Raw genomic sequence first — 25,167 nt, forward strand, 5'->3', positions numbered from 1 at the left:
GGTGACCCCATGAACCAAATGGTTAAGACGCGCTTATGGGATAAGCAGCGCACCCGTAGACAAGAAAAGTTGAATCTTGCCAAAGAAAAAGGCTTTGCAAAACAAGTTGAGCATGCTCGGGTGATTGAACTTTTGGAAACGGTAATTTCCAGTGGTGATCGCGTTTGTTTGGAAGGTAATAACCAAAAGCAGGCCGACTTTTTGTCAAAGAGTTTAAGTCAGTGTAATCCAGAGGTAGTTCATGACTTACATATCGTACAGTCGGTATTGGCTTTACCGAGTCATATTGATGTCTTTGAAAAAGGCATTGCCTCTAAGGTCGATTTTTCCTTTGCAGGCCCACAAAGTTTACGTCTAGCGCAATTGGTTCAGCAGCAAAAAATCAGTATTGGTTCGATCCATACTTACCTCGAGCTATATGGGCGATACTTTATTGATCTGACGCCAAATGTCTGCTTGATTACGGCACATGCAGCTGACCGTGAGGGCAACCTTTATACGGGTGCGAATACCGAAGATACACCCGCGATTATTGAAGCGACAGCATTTAAAAGCGGTATTGTGATTGTGCAGGTTAATGAAATTGTCGATAAGTTACCGCGTGTCGATGTACCTGCGGATTGGGTCGATTTTTATATCGAAAGTCCCAAGTACAACTATATAGAACCGTTGTTTACCCGTGATCCTGCACAAATTACTGAAGTGCAAATTTTAATGGCGATGATGGTCATTAAAGGCATCTATGCGCCGTATCAAATTCAACGTTTAAATCATGGTATTGGTTTTGATACCGCGGCGATTGAATTGTTACTGCCTACGTATGGGGCATCCTTAGGACTAAAGGGACAGATCTGTACCAATTGGGCTTTGAATCCACACCCAACTTTAATTCCTGCGATTGAAAGTGGTTTTGTCGAATCGATTCATAGCTTTGGTTCTGAAGTGGGGATGGAAGATTATATTAAAGAACGTCCAGATGTGTTCTTTACGGGTAGTGACGGCAGCATGCGCTCCAATCGTGCTTTTAGTCAAACTGCGGGTTTATATGCCTGCGATCTGTTCATTGGTTCGACTTTACAGATTGATTTACAAGGCAACAGTTCAACCGCAACCGTAGACCGTATTTCGGGTTTTGGCGGAGCGCCGAATATGGGCTCTGACCCGCATGGACGCCGGCATGCCAGTTATGCCTATACCAAAGCAGGCCGTGAAGCGGTCGACGGCAAACTGATCAAAGGGCGTAAGTTGGTGGTGCAATTGGTCGAAACATACCGTGAGCATATGCATCCCGTTTTTGTCGAAGAACTTGATGCGTGGCAATTGCAAGAAAAAATGGACAGCAAACTGCCACCTATCATGATTTATGGTGAAGATGTCACACACATTGTGACAGAGGAAGGGATTGCCAACCTGTTGTTGTGTCGTACACCAGAAGAACGCGAGCAAGCCATCCGTGGTGTTGCAGGTTATACCCCTGTTGGCATGAAACGCGATACGGCCAAAGTGGAAGAGCTACGTCAGCGCGGCATTATTCAACGCCCAGAAGATTTAGGCATTGATCCCACCCAAGTCAACCGTGATTTGTTGGCAGCAAAATCAGTAAAAGATTTAGTTAAATGGTCAGGTGGTTTATACAACCCGCCAAGCCGTTTCAGAAATTGGTGATCGATATGGAAAAGTTAAAATTTGAATTGCAATCCGCACCGCTGAGCGCTGAACAAGCGGCGGTCATTTGTGGTGTGGTCGGTTCTGGAAATTTAGAAGTATTGGTTTCACAGCATGATCAGGCGGATATTTGTCAGATTGAAGTCACGACATCAGCCGTCGGTTTTCAACATGTTTGGCAGTCTGTACTGAACGAGTTTGCACAACGTCATGCGGTAGCAGGGCTTAAATTTCAGTTAAATGATATGGGCGCGACCCCAGCGGTGGTGAACCTGCGCTTAAGCCAAGCAATATCTATGTTTAAGGGAGTATAGAACATGGATCAAGTGATGCTCAAAAATAGTTTTTATGAAAAAACCGCACGTGCGCGTATTCAAGCAGTCGTCGATGCTCAGAGTTTTCATGAGATTTTAAAGCCGACGGAGGTGGAGGTTAGCCCACACCTCTCTGCTTTGGATATTCCAGGTAGTTTTGATGATGGCGTGATTATTGGTACAGCGCGTTTAAACGGAACACCAGTGCATATTATGGCTCAAGAAGGCCAGTTTATGGGGGGGGCTGTGGGTGAAATCCACGGGGCGAAAATTGTCGGTCTCTTACATAAAGCCATTCAAGATCAAGCGCAAGCAGTACTGTTTTTTGTCGACTCAGGCGGCGTGCGTTTGCATGAAGCCAATGCTGGTCTCATCGCCATTTCCGAAATTATGCGCGCGATGTTGCAGGTACGAAATGCTGGGATTCCCATTATTACCGTGATTGGCGGCACCTGTGGCGCTTTCGGTGGGATGGGCATCAGTGCGTGTTTAAGTAGTGCCATCATCATGACGGAAGAAGGGCGTTTGGCACTGTCTGGGCCAGAAGTGATTGAAACAGTGAAAGGCGTCGAAGAGTTTGATTCGAAAGATCGTGCTTTGGTTTGGCGCGTTACAGGCGGTAAACATCGTTATTTACTGAGCCATGTACAGGCTTTGGTTGAGGATGATATTGCCGATATTCGTGATGCGATTTGGGCGCAGTTGAATCAGGCAGTTCCACCGCTTGATTTGCAGCAATTGCTACTAAAGCAACAGCAGCTTGAACAGCAACAACAGCGCTGGTTTGGTAAAAATGATGGTTTACAGATTTGGCATGACATGGGAATTTCACAGCCAGAAAAAATTCCGATGTTGTCTGCCCATGAAGTTGTGTTGTTAAAGCAAGGATGAGCTCATGAATACAGAATTACTTTTACAACAGTTGTTTCCGCGTCAACTGGATTATCAGATCGAAGGTTATGTGATTAAGGGCAATGCTCAGACGGACGCAGGTCCAGTACGGATTTTGGGTACAGTTAATGCAGCACCTATTAATCAAGACATTGCCATTCAATTATCCTCAGAAATTTTGAATTTGGTACAACAAGGCAACAAAACTCCCGTGGTCTTTATTGTGGATACGCAAGGTCAAGATCTTTCCCGTGCCGATGAGTTATTGTGCTTAAACCGTACCTTCGCGCATTTGGCATCTTGTGTTGATCTATTGCGTAGAAGTGGGCATGCCAATCTCGCGATAATTTTCGGTCAAGCGGTCAGTGGCGGCTTTCTCTCTTATGGACTCATGGCAAACGAAGTTTATGCACTCAGTGATTCGCAAGTGAAAGTCATGGACTTAAACGCGATGGCACGGGTTACTAAAATTCCAGTCGAAAAGTTAAAAGAACTTTCCCAAAGCTCAGCTATTTTTGCCCCAGGGGCAGAAAACTTTTACAAAATGGGCGCAATCAATGCCATTTGGCCAGATTTGGAGACCGATTGGGTCAGCCAAGCACTGTTAAATCAACAACAACATCTTGAGGTTTATCTGACAGATCAACGCCGTGTGGTGGGGCAGCAGCGTCAAGGGCGTGTGCTATGTAGTACCATTATTGAGAAAGTTGTCCACAGTTAAGGAAGCAGATATGGATCGTCATGACTTAGCTTATCTTCGTGATTCAGCAACCCTACATTTTTTAGATGTTTCTTTACCAGAAACAGTTAAACAAAAGGTGTATCAGTTGTTGAATCAACATATTCCAATGACCGTTTGTCGGCAGGAAGATGTGGATACGGGACAAGTGAAGCTGGCGATCAACTGCTTGCTTGAGGGTTATAAATATCGTGTGGCGTGCTTAGTAGAGAAACACGAGATCGAGCAGATTACTCGACCGCTTTCTCTACATGCTTTGTTAGAAGCTGACTCGCAGCTCCTACAACCTAAAGTGTGGAGTGATTTTGCAGACAACTTAGAACGATTGGGCTGCAAAGTATATGTTTACGGTTCATATGCCTATCAGTCTCTCACGCAGGAGACTTATGTCAGGCCGACTTCAGACTTAGATCTGTTGTTGTATCCACAGCATCAACATGATGTACCAGAAATTTTACAGTTCATTCAACAAGTCAAAACCCAGAGTTCTATCCGTTTAGATGGCGAGATTCAAATCAATCCAGATTGGCATGTGTCATTTAATGAATTAATTGCTGTTTTTCCTGAAATGAACCAGCAAGTGATTGTCAAAGGAATTCAGCGTGTGGATATGCTGAGATTAGAAGAATTATTCGAAGGGAAGCTTGAATATGCAAATGCTACAACAGCATGAAGTTTTATGCTCGAACATTGTCAGTACTGCTGAAACATTAGACCATTTGGCATGTATGGCGTTATTAGATGAAGCCAGTTTAGAACATAAGCCCGGTTTGGTTTGTCCAAGTTCGCAGGGCAGTCATCGTGACATGGACTTTAGCTTGTTCAAATGTAGTGTGGATGCTTTACAGGGCTATTTTCAGGCGCAATGTTTGAATGGCTATCGTGATGTCAATTTTGAAGAGATTCGACAATGTGGCATTTTAGCTGAACAAAAAATGATGGCTGCAACTCAGCAGATTAATACCCATAAAGGGGCAGTTTTTAATTTGGGTTTTGCCAGTGCAGCAGTCGGGCAATGTCTAGCAACTGATAGTTCGTTGAATGCAGGCTCAATCAGTCAAAAAATTCAAAGCATTTGGCAGGATGAACTGTTACATCATTTAGAGCGAAATCCCAACAGTCATGGGCAACGCATGCGGAGTCAATATGGCATCACAGGGGCGATTGAAGAAGTGGCTTCAGGTTTTAAAACGGTGATGGATGTTGCCTTGCCAACGTATATCGACATTTATACCCAAACGGCCAATCCACAGCAGGCTGCAATTCAGACTTTATTCAGTCTGATGGCCTATGTACAAGATACTAATATTGTTTGGCGCGGTGGCTTATCAGCCTTGTATATTGTGCAGGATCTAGCCAAGCAGTTTTTGGTCCGTGGCGGTGTGTTACAACACAATTGGATGCAAGATGTGGCTAAAGTGGAAGATTATTTCGTTCAGCATCGTTTAAGTCCGGGGGGCAGTGCCGATCTATTGGGGGTGACTTTGTTCATGCTGAAGGTGGAAAATGAATTTCGCAATCATATTTAGTGGGCAAGGACTCCAAAGCTTAGCCCATGTACAAGAACTGCTCAGCATGGCAGATGAGCTGCAGGTATCACATATTTTAGAGCGGCATTTGCCGCAACTCTTTTGTTCAGGTTTAACCGAAGCGGATCTGTATCCGAATGAGTTCGCGCAGCCTTTTATTTTTGCTTTGCAATGGTGTCGTTGGCAAAAGTTAAAATCTGAGATTGAGGAGCTTATGAGCTTCTCAGGTTATTCACTCGGAGAGTTAAGCGCACTCATTTGTGCTACCCAGATAGGCCTAGAGCAAGGCCTGTATTTAGCCCAGCAGCGTGCCTCGTTGATGTCTTCAGCCACTCAGCACGTAAGTGGCTTAATGGCTATTCAGGGCATCAATCTGAATACGCTTGAACCGTTGCTGACGGAAACGGCGACAGCACTTTCCATCAAACTGAGTGATAGTAGTTTTGTCGTGGGTGGGGCTGATGCCAATTTACAGCAGCTGGCTCAGCAACTCGAATTTCGAGGAACACGTTTTGTTAAACGCTTAAATGTCACCATTGCATCGCATACCGTATGCATGGATGCCGCGGTTCAGCCCTATCAGCAGGTTTTACAGCAGCAAGACTTTGCTCGTTTATGCGCGGCCATGATTAGCGGTTCGGGTGGACATAAGTTTTTTAAGACTACAGACGCAGTGAATGCGTTAATTCACCAAATGAATCATGCGATTGATTGGGATGCTTGTTTAAGTGCAATACAAGAAAATCAGCCTGATGTTGTCTTAGAAATTGGGCCGGGCAGCGCCTTAAGTAAAATGCTATTAGAACGTAATCCAAATTGTATCGTACGTGCAGTGGATGATTTTAAAAGTTGGTCTGGGTTGCAGGCATGGTTAGAAAAACAGAACTTTGCATGAATTTGATAATGCATATCAAGGATTCAAAAATTAGCGGTACTTGAATCTTAGGAATAACATTCAAATACCGCATAAGTTTTCGATGTATGCGCAACATTTATACGCTAACGATATGATGTCATGCTTTTTATGTATTTGGGTTTAACGCATAAACATAAGCCTGTTGTATTTGCCCATTTTCTAAAGTGACTTCAGTTAAAACACGCTGATATTCACTTCCTTCAAACTCATCTAAGCTGTTCCACAGCGTATCTAATTGCTCTGAACTAAATATATATCCATCAACAGTTGGTCCATCTGGGCTTAGCATCAGCCCAGGAAAGCCAAGCTCGGCCCCCCAACCGGCTTCTTTAAGCAAACCTTTCACAGAGCCTTTGCTCCATGTACCGCCAATCACTTCTAAAATATGAGCATTGGGTTTATTGGGGCCTAAGGTGCCGTAGACAAATAAGTGTTGTTGCATGATGTAAATATTCCTAATGGGTAACAGATGGAGAATGAAGCGGTTTTATTGAAAAAATAACGATGAGTGCAATTAGAATCAGAAAAATATTTAATATAACGATGCCATTCCAGCCATGGCTTTGCCAGATATTTCCACCATACGCACCCACAATGCTTGAACCCAAATAATAAAAAAGTAGATATAAAGATGTGGCATGGCCTTTATTTGAGGTTGCGAGTTCTCCAACACGACTGCTGGCAATGGCATGAGCAATGAAAAAGCCGGTGGTCACACAGCCAATACCGAGAATAATTAAAAACAACGAGGCAGAAAGAGTGAGTAGCACGCCTAAGAGCATGCATAAAAAGCCCAAAATCATTACCTGCTTTTTGCCTATTCGGTCTGCAATATTGCCTGCTATCGAAGAGGAAATAATACCCAAACTATAAGATAAAAAAATGAGGCTAATCTGGGTTTGGCTTAAATGATACGGTGCTGTAAAGAGTCTGAAGGTCACATAATTAAACAGCGTGACAAATACACTGGTGAGTAAAAAGCCAATCCCATAGATTTTTAACAGGCGGATATGACTTAAGTGCGCATACCATGCATGTATATGGAACTTAAAAGAAATACTTTGCTGGGCAATGAAATTTCGTGAATTGGGTAAGAGTTTCAAAAAACCAAACGCACAGAACAGACAGATGACGCCGAGAATGGTCATAGACGTGCGCCATGAGAAAAACTCGGTCAAAATGCCCATGCCAACACGTCCCATCATGCCACCAAATGCTGTGCCTGCAATATACAGTCCCATGGTTTTACTTAAATTTTTAGGACTAATTTCTTCTGCAATCCAAGCCATTGCAACAGCGGGAACTCCACCTAGGACAAAACCTTCTAAACTTCTTGAAACCATGAGCACATGCCAACTTGGTGAAACCGCGCATAGGACATTGAGTATAGAAGCCAAAAGCATAGAGAAAAACATCAGACCTTTTCTGCCCAATGTTTGTGAAAAAGCACTGGATAGCACGATCGACATGGCTAAAAAGCCTGTGGTTAAAGACAGTGCTAGAGCACTTGCACTGGGTGCAATATGAAAACTCTGACTTAAATTAGGCAGTAAGGGTTGTACGCAATAGATCAGTGAAAAACTGGCAAAGCCCAACAAAAACAGCGCCATGCCCGCTCTTTTATACTCAACTGTACCTTGGCTGATGGTCTGTGAAATTTGCTGTTGAGGTGTAGACCAGTCTGCTTCTAATGAAGAGCTCAGTTTCATGACTTGGCTGATTTAAAATGGAGAGAAGCTTTATTTTAATAACTACATGTGTATATGTATAATATATATAACTCAATAATGGTATAGCTTTAACATATGGAGCTGCGCAATATTCAATATTTTATTGCTATCGCGGAAGAGCAAAGTTTCTCTAAAGCGGCCTTACGTCTTGGCATAAGTCAGCCGCCGTTGAGTATGCAAATTAAAAAATTGGAAAGGGAAATTGGTGTAGAACTTTTTTATCGCTACTCTCATGGTGTAGCTCTGACACCAGCAGGGGAAACTTTTCTTAAAATGGTCTTGCCCGTTCAGAACCAACTGAAAAATGCGGTGAAATTGACCCAAAGTACGGCCAATGGCGAATTGGGAGAACTACGGCTCGGCTTTACAGGCACCTCAATTTTAAACTCTTTAATTCCAACAGCCATTCAAGCATTTCAACAGCAATACCCTCAGGTGAATTTGGTATTAAAAGAAGCCAATTCTTTGATTTTGATTGAGAGTTTGTTGAATAATGAATTAGACATTGCGATTGTGCGACCACCTGCGCAGTATCCTAAAGCCATTACGATTAGTAATTTGATCGATGAAAAATTGATTGCAGCCTTGCCGATTCAATATCCCGCAGAAGATGAGGTGATAGATTTGGCAGAGTTTAAGTATGAAAGCTTTATTGTCTCACCACCAGAGGTGAGTGCGGGGCTGTATGCCGCGATTCTAAATACTTGCCAACAGCATGGCTTCACGCCTAAAATTGGACAGCAAGCCCCTCAGATTGTCTCGATTCTATCGTTGGTTGCGGCAAATTTGGGCATTTCTTTGGTGCCTGAGTCCACCCAACAGCTCAAAATTGAAGGGATTAAATATAAATACCTGAAGAATAAGACCGCGACGATTGGACTTGGTATTGCCTTCAAGGCAGATTTACATAGCCAACCTGCAATCAATTTTTCCAGCTTATTGAATAGTATTGTGAGACAACACCATCATCTAAAAGGTTCGCTGTAATTCACTCTATGTCGTTTTAAATATGAAGTGTCAGCACGTAACTCGCGGAGTCAAATAGCCATTTAAATAAGATCAGAAAGTCTGTTCTCGATTCAGCACCAAATCATGCTTAGACGGCTAAATTTAAGAGATCTAGAGGAAAATATGCATAAAAAATGTCTATGTCGCTAATTTACGATTCTTTTTAAAGCTGGGTAATCCTTCAAGCATGAGGGTGGAAACTGCGAGCCAAATGGCGATATAGGTTGGCCATTCTGCTGAAGTAATGCTTTCCCCTAAGGCGATTGAAACCACCACTAACAATATCGGTTCAACATAAACCAACAGTCCAAACAGGCTTAAGTTTAAATGCGGGGCAGACAAGGATTGAAATGCCAAAGCCAGTGCACTGATTAGCCCAAGTCCTGAAATGAGCCAAAGCGTATGTGAGCTTTCAGATAGGCTTTCTGTGACGATACTGCCTTGCATGATAAAGAAAATACAAACAGGGAGGCTCAACATCATGTCAAACCAAAGTCCGCCTATATTATTCGTCTCCGTTTTTTGTCTGAGCCAAAAATAGATCGGATAACCTAAGCAAATCAGTAGAGTGGGCCACGCCAGTGTTTGAGAAATCGCCAAGAGGTTCAAGATCCCCAGCACTGCAAAAATACAGGACAGTTGCTGAAAGCGTGACATTCGCTCTTTAAATGCGATACGACCGACAATCACCATGCTAATCGGCATCATAAAATAACCGAGTGAAACATCCAGTCCATAGCCATGACTGGGTGCCCACATAAACAGCCACAACTGAATCCCAATTAAAAACGAAGATAAAATTCGCGTTAAAAAGAAAAAGCGCTCTTGGTAGAAACGGCGATAAATCACAATCACCTGAGACCAATTGCCTTTGAGCCAAATAAAAAGTGTTAGACATGGAATAGTCAATACAATGCGCCAGCCGTATATTTCTGAACCCGCCAACGTGCCCAAAAGTGAGGTATAGGCAAACATTAAAGCAAATAATACCGAGGCCGTGACATTTAAGCTAATGCCAAGTGCTGTATTGGTATGCGTAGACATAGGCGGTTCTTAAGCTGTATCAATGCATGATATTTTATTGCAATACTCTTGATAAAATGGCTTGTAATTATTAGTTTGAATGAGAAAATTTCTCGCAGGAAGCTGCTCATGCAATTGGATAAATTTGATTTCGCTTTATTGGAGCATCTGCAAAAAGATTGCTTAACGCCACTCCGAGAGTTGGCCGATTTAGTGCATTTATCAACTGCCTCGGTACAACGTCGCATCCAAAAATTAAGAGACAGTGGCTATATTATTGGCAATACCGCGGTGCTTGATCCAGACAAATTGGGACAAGTGATTACGATTTTTGTCGAGGTTCGTGTCAATCAAACCCACGTGACAGACTTTGACGAGTTGAAAACGAGTTTTTCAATTCCAGAAGTACAGCAGTGTTATTACGTAACCGGTGAGGCGGATTTTATGCTGGTATTCTTGGTGCCAAGTATGAGCCGGTTTCAAGCCTTATGTGATCAGCTTTTTCATCATAATGCCAATGTGCAATGGTTTAAAACCACCGTTGTGTTAGAACGGATCAAAACAACTTTAGAGGTGTCTTGTCAGCCATAACTTTTATTCTCCTTTCTAGATTCCACCTTATATTCAATGGCTAAAGGGGCTGCTTGAAATAGGAAAAGAGAAAAGTCGTTTCTGAATTTTTAGGTACTCAAAATAACGCCATGATGGGATTGGCTTCTATTTAAATAGCGAATTTATTTTTCTAATTTTGATGGTTTTGTACCCATAAAACTTGGGAAGGAGGCACGCTGTTATAGTTTTTTCAAGCCTTACTGTAGCTACTCATTCGCACCAAACTAGCTGAAAATTTGATTCAAGAAGGGATCACAATCTTGATGGTGGCGTAATGTTTATAACACAGCAACTGAATACAATTTCTGAATTGGTTGAGGGGCAGGGTCTTTCAGATCAACTGCAACATCTACTTGCTCAGCAGTATTTAAACTTAGAAGCGACTTTGTTACGCGCTAAAGTTTTACGTGATTTTTCAAGCGCTAAAGTTCAGTATATCGTGCAGTCTGCCATTCAAGCAGAACATGCCGAGGTCGCATTTTTATTTGCGCCTTTTATCTTGGCAAATTTGAACCATCCTGTGATTTATAGCAGTCCTGCAACGCCAACCGTACTCAATATCCTCAATCGTTATTATCAAGCAGAGCAAAAACAAAACCTAAAAATAGATGATGTGCTTGAGGCGCTCAATGTTTATTTAGATTTGAGTGATAGCGTATTTAATGATGTCGATTTTTTCTATTTTTCATTGATCAAAGCGCTATGTCGAACTGATGTCTCGCAGATTTTTTTGGTGACATCATTAGTGCTCAATACACAAAAACTCGCAGAGCTGGAACAGTTTTTTAAAGTCAAAATCAACTATATTTCTACCCATCCACAAGATGTCATCATCGACAGTAGTGAATGGAATATGCGGAAATTGTTCTTTAAAAACAAAGATCAGCAATATATCGATTTATGTGAAAAATTCGCCACATTGAATGCGCAGTTATTGTTGAGTTATGGCAGTTATAACCAGCAGCAAGCGACCCAGTTGGTTGAAGATATGTTCTATGCGGAGCATATTTATGAAAAGTTATCGGTCTATGCCGAGTATATGCAGACCTGTCTACAACATGGCGTGTCCCGAAAGCAGGCGACTTTTTTCGCCTAACTTGCATTTTTGATCTCCCATTCAAAACAGCTTTTCTTTCATATTGATGCATATACCTAGGTCATCCCCATGTTTTTATATACAGACTTTGATCAAAATTTATTAAATGAACGTGTCGCACAGTTTCGCGACCAAACCCAGCGTTATTTAGAGGGAAAACTGACTGAAGAAGAATATCGTCCCTTACGCTTACAAAATGGTTTATATGTTCAACGCTATGCTCCCATGCTACGTTTGGCAGTGCCTTATGGCTTAATGAACTCAGCACAACTGCGGAAGGTGGCTGAGGTTGCACAGAAGTATGACCGTGGTTATGCGCACATTTCTACGCGCCAAAATATTCAATTGAATTGGCCGCAGCTTGCAGATGTCCCCGATATTTTGCAGGAACTCGCTACAGTACACATGCATTCTATTCAGACCAGTGGCAACTGTATTCGAAACACCACCACAGACCAATATGCAGGTGTAGTTGAGGGCGAGCTCACAGACCCGCGCCCCACCTGTGAACTAATTCGCCAGTGGAGTACTTTCCATCCAGAGTTTTCATTCCTTCCGCGTAAATTCAAAATTGCAGTTTGTGCACACCCTGAACAAGACCGTGCTGCCACAACTTTTCATGATGTTGGGGTCTATCTGGTAGAAAATGGAACGGGGGAGTTAGGTTATCAAATTAAAGTCGGTGGTGGGCTTGGACGCACCCCTTTAGCGGGACATGTGATTAAGCCATTTTTAGCCCGTGAAGATTTAATTGCCTATTTAGATGCCATCATGCGCGTATATAACTTGCATGGTCGCCGTGATAATAAATACAAAGCGCGTATTAAAATTTTAGTGAAAGCCCTCACTCCAGCGGGCTTTGCGGAAAAAGTGGAAGCTGAGTTTGCACATACTCAAACACTGCTCAAAGTTCAGCCTAGTGTTTTAGCGCAAATGGATGCCGTATTTCGACCGTTTGCCTATGAACCTTTAGATGCAGAAAATTTTGAGGCGTTGTTCCAACAGTATCCGAAGTTTAAACACTGGTTCAATATCAATACCCATGCACATAAAGTCGCGGGCTACCGCATCGTTACGATCAGCTTAAAACGGGCGGGTGTAGCACCGGGGGATATGACTTCCGATGAAATGCGTTTAATTGCAGATTTGGCTGACCAATATACCTTTGGTGAGCTGCGAACCACGCATGAGCAAAATATTGCCTTAACCGATGTACGCCAAAAGGATCTGTTTGAACTGTGGCAAGTCTTAGATCGTGGCAATTTAGCCCGAGCGCATCTTGGCTTTCTGACTGACATGATTTGCTGTCCGGGCGGCGATTTTTGCTCCTTGGCAAATGCCAAATCCATTCCGGTGTATGAGGCGATTGCTCGCCGTTTTGATGATCTGGATGCTTTATATCATTTAGGCAGGGTCGATTTGAACATTTCAGGTTGTATGAATGCGTGTGGACACCACCATGTCGGTAATATTGGCATTCTAGGTGTCGATAAAAAAGGCGCTGAATATTACCAAATTAGCTTAGGCGGTAACTCAGATCATGATGCATCCATCGGTGATATTTTAGGGCCATCATTTCCTGCAGAAGATATTCCCGATGCGCTCGAAGAAATTCTAAATACTTATCTGGATTTGCGTTTAGAGCATGAATCTTTTTTAGAAACCTACAAACGTGTCTCGATTCAGCCGTTTAAAGAGCGGGCTTATGCGGACATAAATTGAGATGTTGGACGACCGAACTCGGCTGAAGAAGTTAAAAACTGCGAGCTACCAAATCATCATTATTTTGGCCGTTTGGAGCTGTGCTGATGTCTTACAAAAGTTGCTGAATTTGCCTGTGGCATCAGGGGTACTTGGGTTTTTTCTGCTGTTGTTTTTACTTGAAATGAAATGGTTGAAATTAGCCCACGTTGAACACGGTGCCGATCTGTTACTGGCAGAATTACTGCTGTTTTTCATTCCGCCGGTGGTTGGCGTGATTCAATATCAGGATTTATTGATCGCCAGTGGTTGGAAAATTTTGCTGGTGATTTTAATCAGCACTGCTTTGGTGATGATGGTTTCTGTATATAGCGTGCGGTTGTTGTTAAAGCAGCCAGTGCTAAATCAAGAATCAAAACTGGAAGATTAGTATGACTGAATTCTGGGGAATTTTTTACTTGGTTTGGACTGTGCTGTGCTATTTCATGGCAAAGCAATTTTTTGTTCGAACACAAAAAATCTATTTATCTCCGATTATTGTCGTTCCTGTTTTAAGCATCGTACTGATCTTTCTTTTACAGCATCAGTTCCAAGACTATTACTTTTATACCCAATATTTGGTGGCCATGCTCGGTCCAATCACAGTGGCTTTTGCGATTCCTGTATTTCGTTATCGCCGCATGATTCAGCAACATTTTAAAGTGTTGCTCTTCAGTTCTAGCCTCGCCATGTTGGTGGGTATTTTCAGCAGTTGGTTTTTGGCGAGCCTATTGGACTTTGATGACATCGTTAAAAATAGCCTGTTGGCGCGTTCCATTTCGATTCCTTTTGCTTTGGTGCTCACCGCAAAAGTGGGGGGCTCTATCAGCCTGATTCCACTCTTTACTGTGATTACAGGTTTGGTCGGTATGTTGTTGGGAGATCTCCTCTTGCTTTGGATCAAATATAAAAATCACCTTGCCTCGGGCGCAGCACTAGGTAATGCCGCACATGCTATGGGCATAGCTCGGGCAAGACAGCGGCATGAATTGGAAGGCGTCATTGCCAGTCTTTCGATGATTATTTCAGGAATCATTATGGTGCTATTTGCGCCATCGCTGATAGCAGTGACGAAGTATTTACTTGGCTTTATATCTTTTTAAATCAATAAGGAATCCAATATGAATCCTATGTCACATGCAAAGACAATCTTAAGCCCCAAAAGCTATCTTGCGGCCTTTGTCTTTATAGTACTCATGGTGGCGGCTGCCTATGGACTGAATGATCGTGAAATTATTCTGCCTGAAATGGCGGCGATGGCCGTTGGGCTGTGGGTCTATCGAGATAAACAGTGGCTGAATCAGCCAGATAAAATTTTTATTTTACCCAGTTTGACCGCTGTTATAGGCTTCTGTATTAACTTAATGCCAATTTCATATCTATTCAAACTAGTTTTAGTTCTCTGTGCCATGTTGCTCGTGATGCGGATGTTTAACTATATATTGCCGCCCGCACTGGCCACGGGTTTCTTGCCGATTGTGACCCAAGCCTATGAAATATCGTTTTTGATTTCGATTTTTGCCACCAGTTTTATCCTAATGTTGGGTGTTGTGCTCTTTAAATTGAACCAAGGTGTAGAACGGAAAGGCAATTTTGACCGACGAAAAATAGGTGTATATGCCAGTATTACTTTAATTGGTTTTGCACTTGCTGCTATTTTCAAGATTGAAGCGATGGCACTGATTCCACCGATTACAGTGGTGGTCTATGAATCATTAAATATGATGATGTATTCGTTGAAAATGTGTCTTAAGCAGGTTGCTATGTTGACACTGTCGATTTCAATGGCCGTGCTTATGCAGTTGTGGATCCAAGATTGGATACTGCTCACTCTCATATATATGCCCTTGATGTTTCTTTTGCTCAAGCTCTTTGATATGCGCATTCCTGCGGTATATGCCTTTCCATTTTTGGTTTTTGTCTTTCCACAAGACAGTGTGATGCATTTACCTATGGCATCTGGCCTGATGGCTGGTTTTTCACTTGGTTGTGTCTATATCTATCGCACCTATTTTCAGAATATGAGTGCTGAGAAATCCTATACCTAGCTTGAGAGGAATGACATGATCAGGTCTGATCATGTCATTTTATCTCTGGGATGGTGATATTTGCAGTATGGGCAGTGAGTCTCTTCAAATCAAAAGATGCTTTAAATCAGTCTGGATTTAAAGCATTCAACTTTTACTCAAAGGCTTCTGGGTAAATACATTGGATCAAGGCATCTAAGGCATTTTGAATACGCTCATTGATTTCAAATGAACAATTGATCCGAATATGATGTGGGACATTGTCGGTTTGATAAAATAATGAACCGGGCGCAATGCTGATATTTTTCTCTAAAAGTTGCTCATAAATTAAATTGCCATTGATCTGCTCGGGCAAAGTAATCCATAAGAAATAGCCCGATGGATAATAATGAATTTGATAATCTTCTGACAAATGTTCAGATAAATAAGTGTAATACTGATTCTTGAGGCGCTTTAAGATGTTGCGTAAGGTTTTTAAGTGCTTTTCATAGTGTCGATGCGATAAATAATCGACCAAGGCATTTTGAATAAATGAGTTGACGGAAAGCGTGCTCATCAGCTGTAAATGCTGGATATGCTCCGAAAATTTACCCGCATAAACCCAACCAATCCGAAAACCCGCACCTAAAGTTTTTGAAAAAGAAGAGCAGTGTAAAACCAAATTTTTTTGATCAAAGTATTTCATCGACAGCGGTTTTTTATGATCAAAATAAAGCTCTTCATACACATCGTCTTCAATTAAATAAATATCGCGTTCATGCAGTAGCTTTGCCAGTTGGTATTTGATGTCGTCACTGACCGTAAAACCAATTGGATTGTGACTGTTGAGCATCAGTAAACAGACTTTAATGGGGTAACGTTCAATTGCATCTTTAAAAGCCTCAAGGTCAATACCGTGTTCCTCATGTTCAGGAATACTAATGACTTTCAGGCCCAAATGTTCAGCCGCTTGCCAAGCGCCATAAAATATTGTTTTTTGAAGTAAAATATAGTCACCCGGTTGGGTCATGGCTTGTAAGGAGAGGTTTAAAGCATCTAACCCGCCCGAGGTGATTACGATATCGGACGGGTCTGTTGGAATCCCTTGCATACAGTAGCGCTGCGCAATCAGTTTCCGCAGCTCAAAGTTTCCGGGAGGTAAACTTGGCATCTGTTCATAACTGAGACGGTGTTTGGCACGTTGTCCCAACGTTTGCATCAGCTTGGCAGAGTAGAGTAGTTGGCTGTTGGGAAAGGCAATGCCAAAGGGAACCATTTGTTCAGATTGGATCGATTTTAAATATCTGAAAATTTTAGAGTTGATTTCAATTTTTTCGTTGAGGATGACACTATTGGAGTTGCTTTCTGAGCGCGCATCGCCTGTCACAAAGTAACCGAGTTTTTCTTGTGAATAAATCAGACCTTGCGCTTCGAGTTCCTGATAGGCATTCATCACCGTCATCAGGCTAAAACCCGATGTTTCAGCTTGTTGACGTAGTGAAGGTAGTTTATCGTTGGCTTTCCAAAAACCACTTTCAATCAAATGTTTCAGGCTGAGCGCAAGTTTTTCTGATTTATACATATGGGTTCGCTGCAATTAAAAGGCACAGGACATGTATTGAAAGTCCCGTGCCTAATTCATAAAACATGCTTGGCTGGTTTTAGTAAGCAAAACTCAGCAACAGCTTAAAGAAACCCGCAATCAGTGCGAGAGAAATAAAGCCAAAGCACCACAATAAAATAAACCATAATCGTGGGCTGAGTCGATCAACAAATTTTTTCATGTCTATCTCCTCAATTAATGATAACCCTGATCCCCTATACGTACTTTGTCACGGAACACCCAATAGGACAAGAAGGTATAGGCAATGATGATTGGGATTAAAATTGCAGCTCCCACCAAGGTGAACTTTAAACTTGACTCAGGTGCAGCGGCCTGCCAAATAGTGACCGATGGCGGAATAATATTGGGCCATAAGCTGATGACGAAGCCAGTAAAAGCCAAAAAGACTAAAGCCAAAGTATAGATAAACGGTTTTAGTTCATGCTGCTTTTTGCATGAGGATAGAATCAAGCCAACAAACAGTAAGACTAAAATTGGCACTGGGCTAAAATAGTATAGATTCGGTAGAGAGAACCAACGCTGCGCAATTTCAGGATGGGTCAGTGGCGTATATAAACTCACGGCACCGAAGATGATGAGCAAAGCAATAATCAGCCTAGGCATCAGATGATACATCCGTTGCTGTATCTCTTTTTCGGTTTTCCAAATGAGCCAGCCACAGCCTAAAGTGGCGTACATGACCACGACACCTAGACCGGTAAAACATGTAAATGGCGTGAACCAGTCCCATCCACCACCGCTGTAAATACCATTGGTGGTCTGAATACCTTGGATATAAGCCCCTAAAATCACGCCTTGGAAAAAGCTCGATAAGATAGAGCCCCAGATAAACGCGAGATCCCAGAGGTATTTGGTGCGCGTGGCTTTAAAGCGGAACTCGAACGCTACGCCGCGGAAAATCAAGGCAACTACCATAAAGATAATGGGTAAATACAGTGCCGATAAAACGGTTGAATAGACCAAAGGAAATGCAGCGAATAAGCCAGCACCACCTAGGACCATCCATGTTTCATTACCGTCCCAAACAGGCGCGACGGTATTCATCATCACATCACGTTCTTGCGTTCCTTTCATAAAGGGAAACAGAATGCCAATGCCTAAGTCGAAACCATCCATAACCACATAGATGAGTACCCCGAGCCCGATAATACCGACCCAAACCAAAGCGAGATCAATCATGTGGTTTCTCCTTACTATTTTGAGCAGAAGGATCAGTGGTCTCGATAGATTCTTCAACAGCACTGAGTGGACGTAAAGGGGTTTTAAAATGCCCCGGGCCAGTGTCTTGCACGGCATCTAAAGGCGTAGAAAAAGCAGGGCCTAATTTGATCAAGCGCAGCATGTAGTAAATACCCGCGCCAAAGACGACGGTATAGACCAGAACAAAAATAATCAGGCTCAAGCCGACTTGATCTGCGGTGACTGTATGCGATAAACCATCTTTAGTTCGAATCACACCATACACCACCCAAGGCTGACGGCCAACTTCTGTTGTGACCCAACCTGCTAGGAGTGCGATATAACCTGTAGGCCCCATGATGAGGGCAAATTTATGAAACCAACTGCTTTCGTATAGAGAGCCTTTTTTACGTAGCCACAGTGCTGTTAATGAGAGTAAAACCATTAACATGCCCAAGCCGACCATGACTCGGAAACTCCAAAACACAATCAGTGCATTCGGACGGTCTTCAGCTGCGAAGTCTTTTAAACCAGTGACCTGACCCTCTAGGGAATGCGTCAGAATCAAACTGCCCAGATTGGGAATACCAATCTCAAAATCATTCGACTCTGTTTCCATATTCGGTAAAGCGAACAGTAATAAAGGCATGCCATGATCACGATTGGTTTCCCAATGGCCTTCAATGGCTGCCAATTTTGCAGGTTGATGTTTTAAGGTATTTAAACCGTGGTTATCCCCAATCACAACTTGTAAGCAAGATGTGACCAGTACCATCCATAAGCCCATAGAAAAAGACTTTTTCACCAACGCATCACGACGACCTTTCAGCAAATGCCATGCTGCAGTGCCAACTACTAAAAGTGATGAGACAAGGAAGGCCGCTGCTGCCATATGGGCAAATCGGTAGGGGAAGGATGGGTTAAACACAATTGCCCACCAATCTGTGGGGACAATAATGCCATTTTCGATGGCAAAGCCTTGAGGTGTCTGCATCCAACTGTTGGAAGATAGAATCCAGAACATGGAAATACAGGTACCGATGGCGACCATTAAGGTGGCAAAAAAGTGGGCTTTGGGGCTGACCCGTCCCCAACCAAATAGCATAATGCCCAAGAAACCCGCCTCTAAAAAGAAGGCGCTCATGACTTCATACGTGAGCAGTGGCCCTGTGACGCTGCCTGCGATGCGTGAAAATTCACTCCAGTTAGTCCCAAACTGGTAGGCCATGACAATGCCCGAAACAACCCCCATAGCAAATGCCACGGCAAAAATCTTAATCCAGTACTTAAATAAGTCTTTATAAATTGGATTTTGGGTGCGCAGCCACTTCCATTCCAGCATGGCAAGAAAGCAGGCTAAACCAATAGAGGTTGCAGGAAAAATAATATGAAAAGAAACAGTAAAGGCAAATTGAATTCTTGCCAACTCAAGTGCGGTTAATCCGAGGCTCATTGCATCCTCCATGACTGGCAGGAATATCGACAGTTCGATACCCAATTGCTGTCTAAATCGGAATGATAAAAAAACATAGATCGTTTCATTAAAAACTACCTACTTAAAATACTGATGATGATCTTGCATCAGGATGCCTAGAAGATATAGGTACAAGAATTGGAGAGAAAAAATATAACAAAATAGAAAATTGCACTTAGTCTGTTATATTTTTTGAACTGTTTTTATGATCTATTCATTTTTATTGCTTAATTAAAATATACAGAAAGTTTTGATGCTGAGTTAGTTAAAAAATGTTATTCAAAATTCGTATAACACATGGTTTGAAATAGCGTAGTTTAAATAAAACTTTTAACGAGGAAACTTCATTATGAATGATAAGGTCAGTAGTAAAAGCTGAGGTCTAGCTGACAGCCATCGAACCAAGTATGTGCGAATATTTACACCAATAGGATAATGATATTGCGCTATCTATTGTGATTCGAAAGTCGTTTGATACTTAAAATAGCTCTAAAAAAGGGAGTCTGTAGACTCCCTTCAATATAGATAGTTTAATGCGCAAGGAAAGTTGCGGCTTCATCAATTAAATCAGCAACGGCTTTGGGTTGAGATGCGAGTGAAGCATGACTGGCATTTAAAGAAATGACTTTTTGAGCATTTAAGCGTGAAGACATCATGGCTTGGTTTTCAGGGTGAATCATGCGGTCTTCAGTTGAAATTTGGTACCAAGATGGTTTGTTTTTCCATGCTGGGTTTGAAATGGTATCCCCAAAGGTACTCGCAACAGGGGCTTTCTGGGTGATACCCATAACCAGTCCTTCATCATTCGTTAAGTCCTGACAGAAGCTTTCATGGTATTTATCGGCCTTAACCCAAAGGTATCCGTCACTGTCGGGTTCTAAGTTGGGTGCACCAACGGGTAAATGTTGCTGCGTAATGCCACCTGGACTTTCACCAGCATCGGGTGCAAAAGCTGCAATATAGACCAGACCCACAACATTAGGTTGATTACCCACTTCGGTAATAACCGCACCCCCATAGGAGTGGCCAACTAAAAGTACATCTCCTTGCACTTGTGCAATCATTTTACGGGTTCGTTCGACATCATCAGCCAAAGAGGTGAGCGGCAGTTCAACGGCACGTAAGGCTTCATAACCTCGGTGAGATAGGTCAGTAATGACTTTAGACCAATGGGCAGCCCCGCCCCAAAATCCATGTACTAAAATAATTGTAGGCTTCTTATTCATCTTCTTATCCCTAGAGTAAAAATATCATCTTATAGTTAAAAAAGTGGTCATGCTAGGTTAGGCTAATGATTATCGATGCAAGTTAATTTAACTAATTGTAAGTTAAAAAATATAGATAAAAGACTGCAAAAAAATGCCAATTACATTAAAAAGTGGGCATTTTGTGTGATTAATATTTTGTTTTTCTATTGGTTTTATTGATGAAGTGAAGTTTTTGGGTGAGGGGGTTTTTATAGGTGAAGCAGGTGTTTTAAAAGGCTACCCTGTCGCCAGAGTAACCTCAATAAATATCAGCTTGGATAGATATTCAAATCTTAGAAACGGTAGCCAATCCCTAAATAAGTCACAATTGGGTTAATTTCAATTTTACTTTCACCTTTAAGAATGCTATCACGCGGACTGTTCGGATTAAATAATTCAGTATTACCGATGACGTTTAACTCGGCTTTGGTGGAAAGATGGGCATAACTTACAGAGGCAGTAGCAAACCAGTCTTGATTAATATTGTAATCTAAACCAGCAATCACCACAGGTGCAAAAGCATCGTCAACCTTAATTTTTCCAAGCTCAGGTTTTAGTAACGCCAAGAGTGGATCGCTATTCAATTCAGCATTCACATTTGGATCTGCTTTAACATCACTAAAATGTGCATACATGACCCCAGCACCGACATATGGGCGAAATTTATTGCTGATTGCCCCAAAATGATATTTGGCTAAAAAGGTCGGGGTATAGGCATCTGTGGTCGCAATTTTATCAAATTTATCTAAATTAGCGGCGGTACGTTCTGTACCAAAAATAGGAATGGTAATACGTCCTTTTCCAGAAAGTTCCATTTCTGGTGGCGCACCTAAAACCAACTCTAGAGAAACATTATCATTCACAAAATAATCGAGCATCAAACCTGCGGTGTCGGCATCTTGTACTTCAAAACCAGCTTGAGGGGATGACGCAGGTGTATTTGGAATTAACGGTGTTTTCTCTGTCGTACTGCCATATACACCCTGTTTTTCACTTTGAGGCATTACATGTAACCAGCCTGCTGAAACGCCCCATGTTTTCCCGTCAGAGGTGGCAGCTTGCGCAGTTGGAATCGCGCAAATCAAGGCAATTGGTAAAGCAGTTTTTAAAGTTAAATTCATGATAATACATTCCTTTCTTAATTTTTTTTCTAAATTTCCTAAAATCCTATAGGAAATCTGTTTTAGATGTTATTTACTGTTTGGTATAAAATACATATCAAGATACAAAAAATAACATATTGATTTTAAAGCAGTGTTTTTGCTTTTTCTTACTTCTGTTTTTGGTTTTTATAAAGTATTTATCAATGATAATCATTTTTTGTGGTGTTCAGTTTTCAAAAAAAGCAGAGTTGAATTTCCATAATGTTATAAGATCAACAGGCTGCGTTGAAAGATTGATTTTGGGGAAAATTGATCTTTTATCAATAACTAAAGCAGCACGTTTCATTGTTTCAAATGAAGCTCGTTTTTAGGGTTTTAAAAATTGAATTTGGCGATGTTCCACTGGTCACTCATCTCAACGAGAAATGGGTGAGGTGAGGTACATGGCTGATTTTGGGTGGGGATAAATAGAGTGCATTTGCATGAAAAAAATTAGATATTTTTTAGTTTTAACTACAGTTTTGGGGATGAGTGCTTGCGGGGGCGGTGAAGGTGACCAGTCAACAACAGCAACGGTGAAAGATGTTCAAAATGAAGTGCCTGTAGCCGTAATTCAGTCAACGCAAGACAGCGCTATGGTTGGGGATAGTATACTTTTAGATGGTTCTGAAAGTACTGATGATAGTGCGACCACATTGAACTATCGTTGGGCGGTTATTAAAAAGCCAGAAAATAGCTTTCCCAGTCTGGGTGCCAGTACAGATAAAGTATTTCATTTTATTCCAGACCGTGCAGGAGATTATGAACTGAGTTTAATGGTGAATGATGGTCAACAAGACAGTCAAACCACCACGGTCAAACTACAAGTCTTCGCAAGAAATACAGAACAAGTTGTCAATCCATCTGATGTGATACCAGACCCAGAAAATGATGATGTATTGGTCGACAATACAGAAGAAAAGGGTAAGGTCATTTTTCGTGATGGCTTTGAGACGGGGACGATTCGTGTCGATAAATACAGCAATGATCTGTCGACGTGGAATGCAATGACTCTCCACTTTGAAAATCGTAGTTCAGCAACGATAGTTAAAGATCCAGCTGGTACTGGGCAGAATGTTGCCAAATTTGTCGTGCCTGATGATGGTCAATGTTATCGCGCAGAAATACAACGAAAGCAATTTGGTTGGGGTCATTACAACTATTCTTTTTCTCATTATATTCCCTCAACATGGCCCGCATTTCAGTATGGAACAATATTGGCGCAGTGGCATGGTTTTAACCTAAATGGAAAGGATTTGAATCCTCCAATAGCCTTGGTGCTTTCAGGTCTAAAACCTGAATGGCAGTTACATTTATATGAGTTAAAGCCAATGAGTTCACCATTGGCGGTTCCAGAAACGCTTTTGAAGCGTTATGTCTTAGATGTGCCTGTGGCGTATAACCAGTGCAATGATTGGAATTTTGATATCCAATGGTCAGAACTTGATGCAAACAATCAACTGATTCCCGGGAAAGTGGTGGTGAAACACAATGGAAAAGAAGTAGCCAACATCAGTGGGGTCAATAATTACCATCAAAAGTGGTCGCCTTATTTCCAAATGGGCATTTACCGTTCAAGTTGGCGAGAAGGAGCACTGAAGAACCGGGTTATCGTGGGGCAGCCTGTCGAGGCTTACCATAAAAATGTGGTGATTAAAGATCTCAATTAAGATTTCTTTTTTTATCTAAGTGGTCATTTCGTATCATTAAAAAACCGATGGCTCTCACTTGAAAGCCATCGGTCTAATCTGGTTTGAGCTTAGATCATTACCAGATTATTTTAAAATTAAAGGTTATTGCTCAAATCGGCTTGAGTGTTCATAGGCTTATCTTGAGCATGTTTTCCCCAGTTAAACTTCTGTGCACAGATGCCTAATCCAACAATAAACAAGGCAAGTAAACTAGTGTAAGTCACTTCTTTGAAGTAGGTGCCTTCCACAAGCATGGTAATGAGCGCGCCAATGATAAAGACGATGGCAAGATAAGTGAGCCAAGGGAATAACCACATTTTAAAGTCAATCACTTGTCCTTCAGCTTCTAATTTTTTACGCATACGTAATTGTGAGAAGGCAATAGTCAGGTAGACATACAACGCTGCTGTACCTGTTGCTAACATGAAGATGTCATAGACATTCATACTTTCAGTTGCAGTAAGATACGTTGCCACCAGAGCAAATAATGACGAGACCAGAACGCCCATCCACGGACTACCATTACGGTTGATTGAACCGAAGCTTTTCGGTGCATCGCCACGTTTTGACAGTGAAAATAACATCCGTGAGCAGGTATAGAGCGCCGAGTTAAAGCAGCTACATACCGAGGTCAGGACCACAAAGTTAACAATGTGTTTTGCTTCTGGAATGCCAAGTGCTGACAAAGTCACACTATAGGTACCCCAAGTTGGATCTTTTAACAGTGGATTGTTATGTGGAATTAGGCAGACGGTAATAAACATTGAACCAACATAGAACAACATAATTCGCCAAACCACAGAGTTAGATGCTTTACGGATTTCACGGGCAGGATTTTCTGATTCTGCCGCAGCAACCGTAACAATTTCAGCACCGATGTAGGCAAACATAACCCCGAGTAAGGCGGTGATGACTGCCGAGAAACCATTCGGCATGAAGCCATCCGCAGTTAAATGCGTGATTCCTGATGCAGTTGCTTGACCCCATGGCCATAAATGCATGATGGCTAAGCTACCAATTACTAAGAAAATCACAATCGCAATTACTTTGATGAGTGCAAACCAAAACTCAAATTCACCATAGTTTTTGACATTTTGTAAGTTAACCAAAACTAAGGATACAATCACGACCAACATGTAACCCCAGATCGGGATAAAGGGAAACCAACTGTTGAGAATTTTACCTGCGACATAGGCTTCCCAACCCATCAGCAAAGCCCAAGAACACCAATACAGCCAGCCAATGGTAAAACCAGCCCAACGCCCAATGGCACGATCTGCATAGGTTGAAAATGACCCACTGTCTGGATTGAGAACGGCCATTTCACCTAGCATACGCATGATTAACAGAATGAGTAATCCACCAAACGCATAGGCCAAAACTGCAGCAGGGCCTGCCGAATAGATAACATTTCCCGAGCCGATGAACAGTGAACCACCAATGACACCTGCAATCGAGATCATGGTGAGATGACGTGACTTAAGTCCATTTTTTAAGCCTTGAGATGCATCCGGCACAGCGCTTTGTTTAGGTGCTTCCAT

General features: G+C 42.1%; 25 protein-coding genes. 15 read left to right on the forward strand and 10 right to left on the reverse strand.

All coding sequences use genetic code 11. The features are described 5' to 3' along the window. Positions 1-9: 9 nt before the first annotated feature. The 7 genes from mdcA to GVX98_RS10990 are packed head-to-tail and all read left to right on the forward strand — an operon-like array spanning position 10 to position 6,033. Complete coding sequence (gene mdcA, locus GVX98_RS10960; protein ID WP_159128080.1) at positions 10-1,665, forward strand: malonate decarboxylase subunit alpha; 1,656 nt, start codon at positions 10-12, stop codon at positions 1,663-1,665. Positions 1,666-1,670: 5 nt separating this feature from the next. Next, positions 1,671-1,979, forward strand: a complete 309-nt coding sequence (mdcC, locus tag GVX98_RS10965; protein WP_016166424.1) for a malonate decarboxylase acyl carrier protein — start codon at positions 1,671-1,673, stop codon at positions 1,977-1,979. A gap of 3 nt (positions 1,980-1,982) precedes the next feature. Beyond that, positions 1,983-2,870: a biotin-independent malonate decarboxylase subunit beta gene (locus GVX98_RS10970; protein ID WP_004981499.1), complete on the forward strand. Its 888-nt coding sequence runs from the start codon at positions 1,983-1,985 to the stop codon at positions 2,868-2,870. Between the two features lie 4 nt (positions 2,871-2,874). Next, a complete protein-coding gene (gene mdcE, locus GVX98_RS10975) occupies positions 2,875-3,591 on the forward strand; it encodes a biotin-independent malonate decarboxylase subunit gamma (RefSeq protein WP_004981496.1) in 717 nt (238 codons plus the stop codon). Between the two features lie 10 nt (positions 3,592-3,601). Further along, a complete protein-coding gene (gene mdcG / locus GVX98_RS10980) occupies positions 3,602-4,282 on the forward strand; it encodes a malonate decarboxylase holo-[acyl-carrier-protein] synthase (RefSeq protein ID WP_159128081.1) in 681 nt (226 codons plus the stop codon). Next, positions 4,260-5,138 (forward strand): triphosphoribosyl-dephospho-CoA synthase MdcB, encoded by an 879-nt coding sequence (mdcB, locus tag GVX98_RS10985; RefSeq protein WP_159128082.1) that lies wholly within the window; start codon positions 4,260-4,262, stop codon positions 5,136-5,138. Before mdcG ends, mdcB begins: the two co-directional genes overlap by 23 nt. Further along, the gene (locus tag GVX98_RS10990; protein WP_159128083.1) at positions 5,116-6,033 is read left to right on the forward strand and encodes an acyltransferase domain-containing protein; all 918 of its coding nucleotides are present in this window, start codon (positions 5,116-5,118) and stop codon (positions 6,031-6,033) included. The genes mdcB and GVX98_RS10990 overlap by 23 nt, the downstream gene beginning before the upstream one ends. Positions 6,034-6,160: 127 nt before the next feature. Here GVX98_RS10990 and GVX98_RS10995 read toward each other — a convergent pair whose 3' ends face one another. After that, positions 6,161-6,496 (reverse strand): gamma-glutamylcyclotransferase, encoded by a 336-nt coding sequence (locus GVX98_RS10995; RefSeq protein ID WP_159128084.1) that lies wholly within the window; start codon positions 6,494-6,496, stop codon positions 6,161-6,163. A 13-nt stretch (positions 6,497-6,509) separates the two neighbouring features. Continuing rightward, positions 6,510-7,763 (reverse strand): MFS transporter, encoded by a 1,254-nt coding sequence (locus GVX98_RS11000; protein ID WP_159128085.1) that lies wholly within the window; start codon positions 7,761-7,763, stop codon positions 6,510-6,512. A 96-nt stretch (positions 7,764-7,859) separates the two neighbouring features. Between GVX98_RS11000 and GVX98_RS11005 the strand changes: the two genes are divergently transcribed. Further along, on the forward strand, positions 7,860-8,771 hold the full coding sequence (locus GVX98_RS11005) for a LysR family transcriptional regulator (RefSeq protein ID WP_159128086.1): 912 nt from the start codon (positions 7,860-7,862) through the stop codon (positions 8,769-8,771). Positions 8,772-8,930: 159 nt separating this feature from the next. On the opposite strand, the gene rarD is transcribed toward GVX98_RS11005, so the two are convergent. Next, positions 8,931-9,836 (reverse strand): EamA family transporter RarD, encoded by a 906-nt coding sequence (gene rarD, locus GVX98_RS11010; RefSeq protein WP_159128087.1) that lies wholly within the window; start codon positions 9,834-9,836, stop codon positions 8,931-8,933. A gap of 108 nt (positions 9,837-9,944) precedes the next feature. Here rarD and GVX98_RS11015 point away from each other — a divergent pair, with 108 nt between their 5' ends. From GVX98_RS11015 to GVX98_RS11040, 6 genes are all read left to right on the forward strand, one after another. After that, positions 9,945-10,406 carry an Lrp/AsnC family transcriptional regulator gene (locus GVX98_RS11015; protein ID WP_159128088.1) on the forward strand — a complete coding sequence of 154 codons (462 nt, stop codon included), beginning with the start codon at positions 9,945-9,947 and terminating at the stop codon, positions 10,404-10,406. 295 nt (positions 10,407-10,701) lie between these two features. Next, a complete protein-coding gene (locus GVX98_RS11020) occupies positions 10,702-11,523 on the forward strand; it encodes a hypothetical protein (RefSeq protein WP_159128089.1) in 822 nt (273 codons plus the stop codon). Between the two features lie 69 nt (positions 11,524-11,592). After that, positions 11,593-13,245, forward strand: coding sequence for a nitrite/sulfite reductase (locus tag GVX98_RS11025; RefSeq protein ID WP_159128090.1), 1,653 nt, complete (start codon positions 11,593-11,595; stop codon positions 13,243-13,245). 1 nt (position 13,246) lies between these two features. After that, positions 13,247-13,654: a CidA/LrgA family protein gene (locus GVX98_RS11030; protein ID WP_004981470.1), complete on the forward strand. Its 408-nt coding sequence runs from the start codon at positions 13,247-13,249 to the stop codon at positions 13,652-13,654. Position 13,655: 1 nt separating this feature from the next. Further along, positions 13,656-14,366, forward strand: coding sequence for an LrgB family protein (locus GVX98_RS11035; protein ID WP_004981467.1), 711 nt, complete (start codon positions 13,656-13,658; stop codon positions 14,364-14,366). An 18-nt stretch (positions 14,367-14,384) separates the two neighbouring features. Further along, positions 14,385-15,311, forward strand: coding sequence for an HPP family protein (locus GVX98_RS11040; protein ID WP_159128091.1), 927 nt, complete (start codon positions 14,385-14,387; stop codon positions 15,309-15,311). A gap of 133 nt (positions 15,312-15,444) precedes the next feature. Here GVX98_RS11040 and GVX98_RS11045 read toward each other — a convergent pair whose 3' ends face one another. The 6 genes from GVX98_RS11045 to GVX98_RS11070 form a co-directional block, all read right to left on the reverse strand. Beyond that, positions 15,445-16,851: a PLP-dependent aminotransferase family protein gene (locus tag GVX98_RS11045; protein ID WP_159128092.1), complete on the reverse strand. Its 1,407-nt coding sequence runs from the start codon at positions 16,849-16,851 to the stop codon at positions 15,445-15,447. A gap of 79 nt (positions 16,852-16,930) precedes the next feature. Continuing rightward, on the reverse strand, positions 16,931-17,053 hold the full coding sequence (locus GVX98_RS11050; RefSeq protein ID WP_004694789.1) for a hypothetical protein: 123 nt from the start codon (positions 17,051-17,053) through the stop codon (positions 16,931-16,933). Positions 17,054-17,067: 14 nt separating this feature from the next. Beyond that, the gene (gene cydB, locus GVX98_RS11055; protein WP_004981458.1) at positions 17,068-18,072 is read right to left on the reverse strand and encodes a cytochrome d ubiquinol oxidase subunit II; all 1,005 of its coding nucleotides are present in this window, start codon (positions 18,070-18,072) and stop codon (positions 17,068-17,070) included. Continuing rightward, positions 18,065-19,525 carry a cytochrome ubiquinol oxidase subunit I gene (locus tag GVX98_RS11060; protein WP_004981457.1) on the reverse strand — a complete coding sequence of 487 codons (1,461 nt, stop codon included), beginning with the start codon at positions 19,523-19,525 and terminating at the stop codon, positions 18,065-18,067. Before GVX98_RS11060 ends, cydB begins: the two co-directional genes overlap by 8 nt. Positions 19,526-20,076: 551 nt before the next feature. Next, positions 20,077-20,772: an alpha/beta hydrolase gene (locus GVX98_RS11065; protein WP_004981456.1), complete on the reverse strand. Its 696-nt coding sequence runs from the start codon at positions 20,770-20,772 to the stop codon at positions 20,077-20,079. A gap of 314 nt (positions 20,773-21,086) precedes the next feature. Beyond that, positions 21,087-21,914, reverse strand: a complete 828-nt coding sequence (locus tag GVX98_RS11070; protein ID WP_004981454.1) for an OmpW family protein — start codon at positions 21,912-21,914, stop codon at positions 21,087-21,089. A gap of 464 nt (positions 21,915-22,378) precedes the next feature. Here GVX98_RS11070 and GVX98_RS11075 point away from each other — a divergent pair, with 464 nt between their 5' ends. Further along, complete coding sequence (locus tag GVX98_RS11075) at positions 22,379-23,605, forward strand: heparin lyase I family protein (protein WP_159128093.1); 1,227 nt, start codon at positions 22,379-22,381, stop codon at positions 23,603-23,605. Between the two features lie 116 nt (positions 23,606-23,721). On the opposite strand, the gene GVX98_RS11080 is transcribed toward GVX98_RS11075, so the two are convergent. Beyond that, positions 23,722-25,167, reverse strand: coding sequence for an amino acid permease (locus GVX98_RS11080; protein WP_058952237.1), 1,446 nt, complete (start codon positions 25,165-25,167; stop codon positions 23,722-23,724).

The organism is Acinetobacter sp. 8I-beige (genome assembly GCF_902505955.1).
Classification (GTDB): Bacteria; Pseudomonadota; Gammaproteobacteria; order Pseudomonadales; family Moraxellaceae; genus Acinetobacter; species Acinetobacter johnsonii.

Coding starts and splice junctions, on each gene's coding strand:
- mdcA (WP_159128080.1), top strand. CDS start 10: ATGAACCAAATGGTTAAGACGCGCTTATGGGATAAGCAGCGCACCCGT.
- mdcC (WP_016166424.1), top strand. CDS start 1,671: ATGGAAAAGTTAAAATTTGAATTGCAATCCGCACCGCTGAGCGCTGAA.
- GVX98_RS10970 (WP_004981499.1), top strand. CDS start 1,983: ATGGATCAAGTGATGCTCAAAAATAGTTTTTATGAAAAAACCGCACGT.
- mdcE (WP_004981496.1), top strand. CDS start 2,875: ATGAATACAGAATTACTTTTACAACAGTTGTTTCCGCGTCAACTGGAT.
- mdcG (WP_159128081.1), top strand. CDS start 3,602: ATGGATCGTCATGACTTAGCTTATCTTCGTGATTCAGCAACCCTACAT.
- mdcB (WP_159128082.1), top strand. CDS start 4,260: ATGCAAATGCTACAACAGCATGAAGTTTTATGCTCGAACATTGTCAGT.
- GVX98_RS10990 (WP_159128083.1), top strand. CDS start 5,116: ATGAATTTCGCAATCATATTTAGTGGGCAAGGACTCCAAAGCTTAGCC.
- GVX98_RS10995 (WP_159128084.1), bottom strand. CDS start 6,496: ATGCAACAACACTTATTTGTCTACGGCACCTTAGGCCCCAATAAACCC.
- GVX98_RS11000 (WP_159128085.1), bottom strand. CDS start 7,763: ATGAAACTGAGCTCTTCATTAGAAGCAGACTGGTCTACACCTCAACAG.
- GVX98_RS11005 (WP_159128086.1), top strand. CDS start 7,860: ATGGAGCTGCGCAATATTCAATATTTTATTGCTATCGCGGAAGAGCAA.
- rarD (WP_159128087.1), bottom strand. CDS start 9,836: ATGTCTACGCATACCAATACAGCACTTGGCATTAGCTTAAATGTCACG.
- GVX98_RS11015 (WP_159128088.1), top strand. CDS start 9,945: ATGCAATTGGATAAATTTGATTTCGCTTTATTGGAGCATCTGCAAAAA.
- GVX98_RS11020 (WP_159128089.1), top strand. CDS start 10,702: ATGTTTATAACACAGCAACTGAATACAATTTCTGAATTGGTTGAGGGG.
- GVX98_RS11025 (WP_159128090.1), top strand. CDS start 11,593: ATGTTTTTATATACAGACTTTGATCAAAATTTATTAAATGAACGTGTC.
- GVX98_RS11030 (WP_004981470.1), top strand. CDS start 13,247: ATGTTGGACGACCGAACTCGGCTGAAGAAGTTAAAAACTGCGAGCTAC.
- GVX98_RS11035 (WP_004981467.1), top strand. CDS start 13,656: ATGACTGAATTCTGGGGAATTTTTTACTTGGTTTGGACTGTGCTGTGC.
- GVX98_RS11040 (WP_159128091.1), top strand. CDS start 14,385: ATGAATCCTATGTCACATGCAAAGACAATCTTAAGCCCCAAAAGCTAT.
- GVX98_RS11045 (WP_159128092.1), bottom strand. CDS start 16,851: ATGTATAAATCAGAAAAACTTGCGCTCAGCCTGAAACATTTGATTGAA.
- GVX98_RS11050 (WP_004694789.1), bottom strand. CDS start 17,053: ATGAAAAAATTTGTTGATCGACTCAGCCCACGATTATGGTTTATTTTA.
- cydB (WP_004981458.1), bottom strand. CDS start 18,072: ATGATTGATCTCGCTTTGGTTTGGGTCGGTATTATCGGGCTCGGGGTA.
- GVX98_RS11060 (WP_004981457.1), bottom strand. CDS start 19,525: ATGAGCCTCGGATTAACCGCACTTGAGTTGGCAAGAATTCAATTTGCC.
- GVX98_RS11065 (WP_004981456.1), bottom strand. CDS start 20,772: ATGAATAAGAAGCCTACAATTATTTTAGTACATGGATTTTGGGGCGGG.
- GVX98_RS11070 (WP_004981454.1), bottom strand. CDS start 21,914: ATGAATTTAACTTTAAAAACTGCTTTACCAATTGCCTTGATTTGCGCG.
- GVX98_RS11075 (WP_159128093.1), top strand. CDS start 22,379: ATGAAAAAAATTAGATATTTTTTAGTTTTAACTACAGTTTTGGGGATG.
- GVX98_RS11080 (WP_058952237.1), bottom strand. CDS start 25,167: ATGGAAGCACCTAAACAAAGCGCTGTGCCGGATGCATCTCAAGGCTTA.